At 40.9% G+C, this 12,191-nt stretch carries 8 protein-coding genes, 1 tRNA gene and 1 pseudogene; 3 read left to right on the top strand and 7 right to left on the bottom strand.

The window, feature by feature from the left end; genetic code table 11:
- Window positions 1-25: 25 nt before the first annotated feature.
- Window positions 26-658, top strand: coding sequence for an endonuclease III (gene nth / locus QL229_RS19185; RefSeq protein ID WP_054553695.1), 633 nt, complete (start codon window positions 26-28; stop codon window positions 656-658).
- Window positions 659-778: 120 nt separating this feature from the next.
- Here nth and QL229_RS19180 read toward each other — a convergent pair whose 3' ends face one another.
- Window positions 779-2,317, bottom strand: coding sequence for a serine carboxypeptidase (locus QL229_RS19180; protein WP_138558598.1), 1,539 nt, complete (start codon window positions 2,315-2,317; stop codon window positions 779-781).
- 249 nt (window positions 2,318-2,566) lie between these two features.
- On the opposite strand from QL229_RS19180, the gene QL229_RS19175 reads away from it, so the two are divergent.
- A complete protein-coding gene (locus QL229_RS19175) occupies window positions 2,567-4,474 on the top strand; it encodes an aminotransferase class V-fold PLP-dependent enzyme (protein WP_135925404.1) in 1,908 nt (635 codons plus the stop codon).
- Between the two features lie 219 nt (window positions 4,475-4,693).
- A complete protein-coding gene (gene gloA, locus QL229_RS19170; protein ID WP_054553771.1) occupies window positions 4,694-5,092 on the top strand; it encodes a lactoylglutathione lyase in 399 nt (132 codons plus the stop codon).
- 14 nt (window positions 5,093-5,106) lie between these two features.
- Here the strand turns inward: gloA and QL229_RS19165 are convergent, their stop codons facing one another.
- From QL229_RS19165 to QL229_RS19140, 6 genes and pseudogenes are all read right to left on the bottom strand, one after another.
- Complete coding sequence (locus QL229_RS19165) at window positions 5,107-7,344, bottom strand: ATP-binding protein (RefSeq protein WP_138558599.1); 2,238 nt, start codon at window positions 7,342-7,344, stop codon at window positions 5,107-5,109.
- Window positions 7,341-8,504: an extracellular solute-binding protein gene (locus QL229_RS19160; RefSeq protein ID WP_138558600.1), complete on the bottom strand. Its 1,164-nt coding sequence runs from the start codon at window positions 8,502-8,504 to the stop codon at window positions 7,341-7,343. Before QL229_RS19160 ends, QL229_RS19165 begins: the two co-directional genes overlap by 4 nt.
- Window positions 8,505-8,571: 67 nt before the next feature.
- A pseudogene (locus QL229_RS19155) lies at window positions 8,572-9,719 on the bottom strand (ABC transporter permease).
- A gap of 2 nt (window positions 9,720-9,721) precedes the next feature.
- Window positions 9,722-10,648, bottom strand: coding sequence for an ABC transporter ATP-binding protein (locus QL229_RS19150; RefSeq protein ID WP_138558601.1), 927 nt, complete (start codon window positions 10,646-10,648; stop codon window positions 9,722-9,724).
- Window positions 10,645-11,592, bottom strand: a complete 948-nt coding sequence (locus tag QL229_RS19145; protein WP_138558602.1) for an HlyD family efflux transporter periplasmic adaptor subunit — start codon at window positions 11,590-11,592, stop codon at window positions 10,645-10,647. The genes QL229_RS19150 and QL229_RS19145 overlap by 4 nt, the downstream gene beginning before the upstream one ends.
- Before the next feature lie 311 nt (window positions 11,593-11,903).
- Window positions 11,904-11,979, bottom strand: a tRNA-Glu gene (locus QL229_RS19140).
- Window positions 11,980-12,191 lie beyond the last annotated feature (212 nt).

Here is a 12,191-nt window from a genome sequence, read left to right as displayed (position 1 = left end):
CCGTCACTGCGTGCTTTACGCCACCATGAATAAAGAAAAACGCTATGAGATCTTATCTCGTCTTCGTGAGCAAAACCCGCACCCAGAAACAGAGCTTGAATATTCAAGCCCGTTTGAGTTGTTAGTTGCGGTTACCTTATCAGCACAAGCAACAGATGTGGGTGTTAATAAGGCAACCCGCAAGCTATTCCCTGTTGCTAACACGCCTCAAGCGATTCTTGATTTAGGCCTTGAAGGCCTTCGTGATTACATCAAGACCATTGGTTTGTTTAATTCTAAAGCCAATAATGTCTATAAAATGTGTGAAATTCTGGTCAATAAACATAACTCAGAAGTACCAGAAAATCGTGAAGCGCTCGAAGCATTACCCGGTGTTGGCAGAAAGACTGCGAATGTTGTTTTAAACTGTGCCTTTGGCTGGCCGACTATTGCTGTTGATACGCATATTTTCCGCGTTTCTAACCGCACTAAGTTTGCCATGGGTAAAGATGTGGTGGCTGTTGAACAAAAATTAGAAAAAGTGGTACCTAAAGAATTTAAGGTCGATGTACATCACTGGTTAATCCTGCATGGCCGCTATGTGTGTACTGCACGTAAGCCTAAATGCGGCAGCTGTATTATCGAAGATTTGTGTGAGTTTAAGGAAAAGACTGAGTAGTTAAAGTCTACTCTAAAGTTAACAATTTTAAGGTGAAGTTGCTCACCTTTTTCTATCACCTCAGTAAGTTCATTTTGCAGATTGTGCCAAACACAAGGTTTGGCACAATAACCCTAGCTATTATCGCTGGTTTTGGCTCACCTGCTTTTTAATAAACTCTCGCGTATCATTTAACAACGATACTCTTGCTGGTTCGTGAACATACATCATGTGACCACCGTGATAATAGTGATAGTCAATTTTATCAGCGTATATACCGTGTCTGTTTAAGGTGTATTCTGCATCAAAAAATGGCGTGACAATATCGTAATAACCAGAGGCGACCATCACTTTCATTTGCGGATTACTGCGAAGCACATAAGATAAATCTGGCGCGGTATTGACGTATCTTGGCTCCCATCCTTGTCCATCAGGAGCAGTACGCCAGCGCCAGTTATCTGATAACTCAGGGTCACCAGGGTTTAAGTATTTTCTTTTCCACTGTACGTTTAAATCTGTGCGCATGTATTTCATCAATGCTGCTTTATATGCTGGCCCTATCACTTTTGACGCATCTTGCTTAGGAGCCGCAGTTAAATCGTCTCTCTCATCAAGCTTATAACGTCCATCAAGCAAGCCTACTGCGACACCCTCATCACGCAATAACTCTTTAGCGAATCTAAAGGCGTTAATGCGTAAATCAACCTGCTCAATATATTGTTTGCTTAGCCCTGTATAACGGTGAAGACCGTCAACAATTCGCGTTCTGTCAGCTTTACTAAGGGCATTACCCTTAAATAATGCTGGTAGTAATTCATCAACTGCAAATTTTCGGCTCGCATCTATAAAGGCTTCAAAATTTCCTGATGTGTCTACTTTTTTATGATACCAAGCAGTTGCAGCAAGTGTGGGTATGTAGGTGATATAAGAAATGATGTTGTCATCAACATAAGGGCTTGAACCTTGATAGTCTAAAGCTTGTGACACAAAAATAATGCCATTTACATTAATCAGGTGTTTATCCATCAGTACTTTAGAAACCGCTGCTGCTCGAGTTGTCCCATAGCTCTCTCCCAATAAAAATACGGGTGCATTCCAGCGATTTTCTTTTGTTAGCCACTGGGCAATAAAATCAGCGATAGAAGATGCATCTTCTTTCAAGCCCCAAAAGGCTTTGCTCTCAGTGTCACCTAATGCACGCGAGTAGCCTGTACCAACTGGGTCCACAAACACCATATCAGTCACATCAAGTATCGTCTCAGGCGCATCTTTTAATTCGTAAGGAGCCAATCCAGGAGCTGTTGCATCGCTTGGGACCACGACACGTTTCGGGCCATAAGCGCCCATATGTAACCAATTAGACGATGAGCCCGGACCACCGTTCCAGATAAATGTAACAGGTCTATTTTTGTTGTCGTCTGCAGCTAGGTAATCAAACGAAAAGATAGCAGCAGTTGGCTCTTCGTTTTTGTTTAATAAATAAGTTTCACCGGCTACAGCTTTGTATTTTAGCTTTTTGCCATTGAAAGTGCCTTTATGCTGGGTCACAAATTTAGTGGCTTCAGGTATCGACTTTTTACTGTTGTTTGATTCTGAGACTTCATCTGCATTAACCGCGCTTGTACAAAACGCAAACAATGTAGAGATGACTACAGCTTTGAAATTGGCAACATACGCCATGTTTTATTCTCCCTAGCAGGCTTATTTTTATCTGTATCTGGCTTGAGTGGTTTTATCGCTGAGTGCTCAATTAACCTTTTACTTGAGCGATTACTTTTACAGCAAGCACATGTAATTTCAACTATCTGCGTTTAACACCCAAAAAAGCATAATCTGTATCGGGACAAAAAATATCAAAGTATTAATTTCACAAGCTCCCATCCTTTCGTTATGCTGTTGAGTAATGTGAAATTTTTTATGAGAGTTGCTATGTTACCTTTACTTCGTATCTTGTTAATTGAGCAAGATCCAGCCACTTTGCAAGAGCTTTCAACGAACCTAGCAAAAACAATCCCTAATTTTGAGCGCAGTGATGTTGATATCGACATTATTGAGTGCATTGAGCTTAAGCAAGCGTTGAAATGTGTAGAGGAAGATGGCGATATTCAAGCTGTGGTACTTAGCTGGGATGTATTGAATAATGGCGAGCGCACCTATAGCCGTTTTATCGAGCAATTAAAAGGCATACGCCTAGAACTGCCTGTCTATGTTATTGGTGACGATACGAAAGGCTTGGAGATAGTCAACGAGTCAGAAGAAATTGAGTCTTTCTTTTTTAAGGACGAAGTCATCTCAGACCCTGAAGCTATTTTGGGCTATATGATCAATGACTTTGATGACCGTTCAGAAACGCCATTTTGGACCGCCTATCGTCGTTATGTCGGTGAATCGAACGATTCATGGCACACGCCTGGTCACAGTGGCGGTGCTAGCTTTAGAAATTCTCCGTATATTAAAGACTTTTATCAGTTTTATGGCCGTAACGTATTTGTTGGCGACCTATCGGTTTCTGTCGACTCGCTTGGCTCATTATCAGACAGCACCAACACCATAGGCCGCTCTCAAGAATCAGCGGCGGCGACATTTGAAGTAAAACATACTTACTTTGTTACCAATGGGTCATCCACTTCAAATAAAATTATTTTGCAAACTTTACTGCGTAAAGGCGATAAGGTGATCATCGACCGAAACTGTCATAAATCAGTACATTACGGCATTTTGCAGTCGGCTAGTTTACCTATTTACTTATCGAGTATTTTAAATCCTAAATATGGTATCTTCGCGCCCCCTTCATTGGCTGACATTAAGCAAGCGATTGAACAAAATAGCGATGCTAAATTACTGGTTTTAACCGGCTGTACCTACGATGGTCTGCTTAGCGATTTAAAACAAGTAGTTGAATTTGCACATCAGCACGGTATTAAAGTGTTTATCGACGAAGCGTGGTTTGCTTACTCGCTTTTCCACCCGAGCTTACGCCACTACTCAGCTATAAATGCTGGCGCAGATTATGTTACCCATTCAGCACATAAAGTGGTTTCAGCGTTCTCTCAGGCGTCTTATATTCATGTTAACGACCCTGATTTCGATGCCGATTTCTTCCGTGAGATCTACAGTATTTACGCCAGTACTTCGCCAAAATATCAACTCATTGCTTCGCTGGATGTATGTCAAAAGCAATTAGAAATGGAAGGTTATAAATTACTAAATGCCCTGCTGAATCACGTTGCAGAGTTTAAGCAGCAAATGGCTTCACTGAAACATATAAAAGTGCTCGATAAGCAAGATTTCATGGATATATTCCCTCACTTTAGTGGCGATAACATGGGTCACGACCCACTGAAGATCCTTATCGATATTAGTGAGTTACCTTATTCATTAAAGGATATTCATAAGTTTCTATTAGATGAAATTGGCCTTGAAATCGAAAAATATACGCACAGCACCATTTTAGTTTTACTGACTCTTGGCGGCACGCGCTCGAAGATCATTCGCCTTTACAATGCGCTGAAGAAACTCGATAGCGGTAAAGTAAAACTTGCCACTTCAATGAGGCGCACACGCCTACCAGAGAATCTACCCGCTATAGACTTAGCCTGTATTCCTAGTGATGCATTCTATGGCGAACGTGAATCTGTACCAATTAGCAAAAGTAATAACCGAATTTGTGCCGGATTAGTGACACCTTATCCTCCAGGTATCCCACTGTTAGTGCCGGGGCAACATATCACTAATGAGCATATCGAATACCTAAAAGAGTTGGCGGGACAAGGTCTGACAATTCAAGGGAGCTTTGATGGCGAAATTTATGTACTAAAAGGTAAAGTGAAAAGCTAAACGTACGTTTAAACCTGAAATACCTCATTGTTATGCAGCAATCCCTATTCATTGCTGCATAACATTACCCTTTTCATAGCAAACGCTTTATGCTTTGTCTCAATGCTACTGTGCATGCAATCGAAATATCTTATAATCCATTTTTAATAATTTTAATGCGCAGCCTTACTGCGCTATTAGAATTGTACGAATTTAAAGACAAGAAAGAGGATGCTTAAAATGCGCTTATTACACACAATGCTTCGCGTTGCTGATTTAGATAAATCAATTGAATTTTATACGCAGGTATTAGGTATGAAAGAGCTGCGCCGTGCAGACAACGAAGAGTACCGCTACACCCTTGCTTTTGTCGGTTATGGTGACGAAAAAGATTCGACTGTGCTTGAGCTTACTTATAACTGGGATACAGACAGCTATGATTTGGGTAATGCATACGGTCATATTGCTATCGAATTTGATGATATTTATAAAGCTTGCGAAGACATTAAAGCTGCTGGCGGTAATGTGAGCCGAGAGCCGGGTCCAGTAAAAGGCGGCACAACTGAAATCGCATTTGTTAAAGACCCAGATGGTTATGCGATTGAGTTAATTCAGAAAAAAGATAACAACACTTTTTGATATATAAATACTGGCTATTTCAGCGATTGCTGAGATAGCCACTTTGCGAGTACTTTTTCTAGTTCAGCAAAATTAATTGGCTTTGCGATATGATCGCTAATACCAACTTTTGCGCTTGTTTCGATGTCGTCTTTCATTGCATTGGCACTGATGGCAATAATCGGCGTATTAAAATCTGGCCTTGCAAGTAAATTTTTGCTGGCAGTTAAGCCATCCATCACCGGCATTTGAATATCCATTAAAATCAGTGCGTAATCCTGTGTTAGAGTTTTTTCACAAGCAATTTGACCGTTTTCGGCCAATTCATAATTTAGACCTAATTGAGTTAAATACTTAGTAATAACAATTTGGTTAATCGGGTTATCTTCAGCAATTAATATTGGCTTGCTGACCGCTTTAAAATCGAACTGAGTGTCTTCATCAGGTTGGTGTACTTTTGCGTTAGCGTCCTGTGGGTTTAGTGATTTAAAATTAACATTAATCTTAAACTCGGTGCCTTTACCAAGTTCACTAACAATAGCAATAGTGCCTCCCATTAAATCAATCATTCCTTTACTAATGGCAAGCCCAAGACCGGTCCCTCCATATTCACGAGTGGTACTACTTTGCGCTTGTACAAAGGGATTAAACAGGGCCGTTATTTTATCTTCAGCGATACCTATACCTGTATCTTTTACCGATAACACGACGGCTGTTTGGTGTTCATCTCGGCTTTGCAGAGTAAGCGAAAGAACGATCTCCCCTTGATTGGTAAACTTAACGGCGTTAGAGAGCAAGTTAATCAGCACTTGTTTGACGCGTATTTCATCACATTCTACATTCAGCGATTGTAATGAGGAGACCTCGAGCCGGCAGCCAACCCCTTTAGCATCACAACTCGGTTTAAATAGTAAGATAAGGTCATGGCAAAGCGCGACTAAATCACATTGTCGCGACTCGAGCTCTATTTTATTGGCCTCTATTTTTGAAAAGTCGAGAATATCGTTAATCACGGTTAATAACACATCACTACAGTTATTTATTTGCCTTACAAACTCTGCTTGCTCTTGTGTTAGCGTGCTTTTATTGAGTAGCTGCAAAAAGCCCACAATACCATTCATCGGAGTGCGTATTTCATGGCTCATATTGGCTAAAAATTGGCTTTTAACTTGCTCAGAACGCTCAGCTCGAAGCTTTTCTAATTGCAACGAAGTAATTTGTATATCAATGGTATCAGCCATGCTGCTGAGCGAATCTGCAATATCTTTAAACTCTTGATAATGAAAATCGTCTGTATCTTGTTTGTAATTACCTAATGCATATTCACGGCTAAGAGCAGTAATACGATTTAGCGGGTTATGGAGTCGTGCCGTCAACCAACGCACTAAGAAAAATGAAATGATAGAGAGTCCTACAATTAACAACCCTGCTAATATGGCCGTTTGCTTTACAGCGCTGGTGTAAGCAGTTTTTGCTTCATTTATTTGGAACTGTAAACTGGTTAGCTTACCTTTATAATAAACATTACTGATTGAGGCCTGCTCCATTAATTTGCCGTAATCGCCAGCATCACCCACGCTATATAAAATGTTTTCTTGTGCTGAAATTTGTACTTGCTTACCGGCTTGATAAACCGGTTGCTCATTGTGTATTGCAAGCCACTTTAACGCCTCTGATAAAGGCACAAAAGACACTAACACGCCCGTTTTAATTATTGGCTCACTGAGAGAATCTTGCTCATGTAGCAAGGTAGATGTAATAGCCAGTAAGGCATTTTGTGTTGCCTGTAGAGGTGCGAGTAGCTCATTGACTTGTGGATTATCGATAATTTGAATTGTGTTTTGCTCTGTTGATGCTTGAGCGCCGTCGAGAATGCTTTTAGTGAGTTTGTAATTCAAATTTAAAGAGCTAATAGGGTAACCTTCAACTATAAATCCTTGATTATCAATTATTATCGAGGCTTTTATCTGTGGGTTTTGGGCAACAAACTCTTTTAGCAGCACAAGCGCAAACTGTGAGTACACCACTTTATTAGGCAGTTCAGTAATCGCCTTAGTGCTACTAAGCAATTGACTGTTTTTCTCTAGTTTGAATAGTAGCTGTTCGAGGCTAGCCGCATTATTTCTAGCTTGCCACTGTAAACTGGTGTTGGCTTGATCAATCGAGCTTAAATAGAAGCGCCCTATCATCAAACCTGCAAGAATAAATAAGGGAATAATGACCAGTAGTAAAACACTGATAAACAAAGCGCGACTAAAGCGTGGACTACTCATTCATTCCCTTCATTGGCAATCGAGCGCTCTGCCAACCCTTGCATAAAAAGCCCCGCTTGCTCAGCTGTTAAGGCACCACTACCATAACGAATAAAGCCTTTATTCAATACCTCCCACACGATGATCATAGATGCGGTAGAGGGCATAGGTTTTGTGAATTGTATGGCATCAGTTAAGGTTGCTAACTCTGTGCCTTGTTGTGCTTTTAGGTTATTTAAAACCTCAATGTTAATTGGAATATCTTGAAGCTTTTGCCAAACCAGTGTTTGGAATTTTTCTGCTTGAACCAATTTAGCAAATTTAAATAAGCTTTCTTTATTTGCCCCGTTTAAGCCATCGTTTGGAAACGCCAGTACAAAGGTAGAGTAATAAGGCTGCATATACTTACCATTGAGTTTAGGTAACTGTTGCATCCCTAAATTATCACCAAGCGTCTGTTCATACGTTTTTAATGCCCATGCACCATCAATGATGAAGGCGGCTTGCTGCGCTTTAAATGCATTATTTGAGCAAGTGTAATCGCACTGTCTATCAACCAGGTTTTGTTTATTTAAATCCCAAACAAATTTGAGAGCAGATTGCATTGCTTGGGTGTTTAACTGAACCTGATTATCTACGATTAGGTCACCATTAAAAGCCGATAAAAACGGAATAAACCAGTACATCTCCATAAAACTCCATGTAACAAGTTTAACCTCTTCAGGCAAGGATGATTGGAAACTATATATATCCTGCCAGTTTTCTATCGGCTCTTTTACGTACTGCTTATTATAAAAAAGTAACAGGTGATTGCCTTGAATGATGGGTATACCTAAGAGCTTATTGTTTACCTTTGCAGTTTCTAAGGTTCGTTTGTCTGTGGTATGAGCTATGAGTGAGTCTGGAATGGTGCTGTAGTTGGCATATATATCAAGGCCTAAATGATCTGCGGGTACAATAATTACGTCTGTTGATGTACTAGTACTGGCATTTTGCACCAACCTTACTTTTAGTTCTTTTTGGTCAACCAAGACGGAATTAACTGTTAAACCACTTTGCTCTGCAAACTCACTAAGCAATTGGTTAAAGTGTTCATGTTTCATGGTATGGGCTAGGTTTATCGTTGCTGAATAGCTATCAAACGTCACTATTAGCATCGCCATCCAAAATACTCGCCACACGCTAACGTCTACTTAAAAAGAGTGAAATTACCATTTAGTTAAGCACATATGCCGTAGGTTGCCTAGCTTAATCAAGGGTTTTCTTAAACCTAAATGCAGCCACAGCTAAGCCCAAAATAGTAAAGACTGAAAGCCAAATTAAGTCATTACTCATGCTTATTAGGTTAACCTCTTTTAGCACTATTCCTCTTATTAGCCTTAAATAGTGCGTTGCAGGTAAGCATTCTGCAAGCCACTGCGCAATCTTTGGCATGCCTTCATAGGGAAATACAAAACCTGATAATAAAATCGAGGGCAAAAGAATGAAAATTGTCATTTGCATTGCTTGAAGCTGGTTTTTAGCGATGGTCGAAAGCACTAAGCCAAGCACTAAACTGGCACATATAAAAGCAAAGGTTGCGACAACCAATGCAACTAAGCCGCCACCAAAAGGAATGTGAAACAAGACCTTGCCCATGCCTAAAATAATAAATAACTGAATAAAACCAATAAAGATATAAGGCACTACTTTACCAATCATCAATTCAAGTGAGCTTAAAGGTAAGGTGATTAAAAGCTCCATATTACCTCGCTCTTGCTCTTTAACTATGGCAGCAGAGGTAAACATAATCATCGTCATGGTTAAAATAACAGCAGCTAAACCTGGCACAATATTAACCGCTGAGCGCTGCTCTGGGTTATAAAATAAGGTTGTCTCAAAGGTTGGGTAAGTTCTATTCGCAGGCTTATCAAGAAGCTCTGCAAGGGGCATATTTCGCAGCGATTTTACACTCGACGCTACCATTGTGTCTGAGCCATCAACTAACCAATGCGCAATTGGCCTGACTAACGACTCATTACTACCATCAGGTAAACCAAAACCAACGGTTGGGTGCTGAGCAAGTCGGTTTGCCACATCGTGAGGTATAAAAAAACGGCGCGGACTTTCGCACTGGCGATTGCTGTTTGTGCTTGCTCTATACTGTCGTAATAATCTGTCACCTTAACCACATTTGTGGCTGATACTGTTTGTACTAAAATGCGACTGAGCGCGGTTTTACTATGATCGACCACGGCAACAGGGATATCTTTCACGTTGGTGTTAATAGCGTAACCAAATAGAATCAGCTGGATAAGGGGGATCATCACCACCATCGCAAAGGTCATTCTATCGCGGCGTAATTGTAATAATTCTTTGCTTACAATTGCTTTTATCCGGCTTAATGAAGTAATAATTTTCATTGTCTACCCTGCCCTGTACAGGTTACAAATACGTCTTCAAGGCTTGGGCGAACGCTATTTACTTGCCATATATCCTGACAAAATGATTGCTGTTTTATGAACTCAACGGGGTCTTGAACATCTTTTTTTACTAATACTCGCAGCTGTGCACCTAACTGAGTTGCCGAGATAACATGGTCGATTGTTGCGAGTTGTTTTTTTAATTCTCTGGTTTGCGCCCCTGCGATTTCTACTACATGAGCATGCATGTCTGTCATTAATTGCTTTGGTGAGCCATCCGCGCGCTTAATACCTGATTCTAAAATGGCTAAACGATGGCAACGCTCAGCTTCATCCATGTAGTGAGTGGTAACTAATATGGTGGTACCAGCATTACTTAAATCAAACAGTGTTTCCCAAAAGTCACGGCGATTTTGTGGATCGACTGCCGATGTTGGCTCATCAAGAAATAAAATTTTTGGTTTATTAATCACTGCAGCAGCCAATGCTAAGCGCTGTCGTTGGCCCCCACTCATACTTCCGGCCATTTGACTTGCTCTTTGATCAAGGCCGTAGGTGTGAAGTAGTTCGTCTATTCTTTGTTGTTTTTGCTGTTTTTTTAAAGGGTAAAGCGCAGCCATGAATTTGAGGTTTTCAAGCACGGTCAAGTCGCTATAAAGTGAAAACTTTTGCGTCATATAACCAAGTTGTGTTCTGAGCTTTTCAGCATCTTTTGGCAGACTCAAGCCAAGCACATTGATATCACCAGAAGTTGGCTTCAATAACCCGGTAAGCATACGGATTGCAGTCGTTTTACCACAGCCATTTGGGCCTAAAAAGCCATAAATTTGCCCTTGTTCAATGTCTAGATCAAGGTTATCAATCGCTTTTAAATCGCCAAATTGTTTTATCAAACCTTTGGCCTGGATCACCGACTCAGTCATGGCATAACCACTTGAGCAGGTACGCCTGTCGGTAAGTTATTTTCACTTGCGGGTAGTGTTACCTCAGCAAGATACATTAATCGCGCGCGTTCTTCTTGATTTAGGGCATAAAAAGGCGTGAACGCCGGCTCTGTCGCAATCCAGGTCAGTTCGCCCTGAATATTTTTATCTATACCATCGACGCGAACCGTAAGTGTCATGCCCTGATTGAGCTTGGCACGATATGGTTCAGGGATATAAACGCGTGCGTAAGGTGCGCTATTTGCTTGAATAATAACGACTGGGCTGCCTTTGGTAACTCGCTCACCTACGTGCCAAGGTAAATTATCGACTCTGCCAGCACGCATCGCTTTAATTGTCAGATCTGAGAGGTATTTTTGCTGTACTTTTAGTTCTGCTTCTGCCGCCTGAACTTGCGCTTTTGCACTATTAATATCTTCAACGCGAGAACCATTTGTTAGCTCATTTAAGTGCTGCTTTGCTGATTCTAAATTAGCAAAAGTCTCATCTCGTGCAGCGGTTGCACTGTCTAAGGTTTCTTGGCTTGCAAGTTTATCTTTAACTAAGGTTTTTGCACGGCGAAAATTAGCTTCGCTTTGTGTATATGCAGCATTGGCTGCTGCTACTTTGGCTGATGCGGCAGCAACTTCTTCGGGACGAGCACCATTCAAAGTTTTTTCAAGAAATGCAGTGGCTTGAGCTAGTTGTGCTTGTGCTTTGGCGACAATCGCTTGCTGAAGTTCGGCATCAAACTTTGCAATCACCTGCCCTTTTTCGACCAACTGGCCTGCTGAAACGGGTAGTTCTATCAGAATTTCGTTAGTCGTTGCAGGATGGATCACACGCTCACGTTCAAGCGTACCCAGCGCCACTCCCTCATTTGAGTCAGAGCAAGCTGTAATGACTAAAGAAATTAGTATGAGTACAACACGTTTAGCTAACATTTTAATTTCCTTATGGTTAGCTGATGAGTTGCTAAATACTATAAAGTATTAAAATGATCAGTAAAAGTGATCAATAGGAATTAAAGTTTTAGAAATATATGTAGTCTATATCGTAAAATTATATGGAGAATAAAGAGTATTTATTTGAAAAGGATTTTTTCTACTTGAAATGAGATTACAAAATATAATCTTGATAACTCGTTAACTTACTTAACGTAAGTGGCGTCCCCAAGAGATTCGTACTCTTGATAACGTCGTGCATAGATTGCGCGGTGTTCACCGTTCCACTACACATAACCTACTTGAATAAGTGGCGTCCCCAAGGGGATTCGAACCCCTGTTACCGCCGTGAAAGGGCGGTGTCCTAGGCCTCTAGACGATGGGGACGCAGAAATTGATTTGCAAATCATTGATTTGCTATTCCTGCGTAAGATGAGACCGAGCCTGCGAGGCGAATGGCCTTAGCTTAAACAGAAAGTTTCTGTGTCACTAGGACAACTGAATAGTTTGACTCGATTCAGACGAGCTTTTAATAACACAACACTTATAGTAAGTGGCGTCCCCAAGGGGATTCGAACCCCTGTTACCGCCGTGAAAGG

Source organism: Pseudoalteromonas sp. PAR1 (assembly GCF_947311895.1).
In the GTDB taxonomy this organism is placed as follows: Bacteria; Pseudomonadota; Gammaproteobacteria; order Enterobacterales; family Alteromonadaceae; genus Pseudoalteromonas; species Pseudoalteromonas lipolytica_C.
This window is presented reverse-complemented; position numbering and strand designations above follow the sequence as displayed.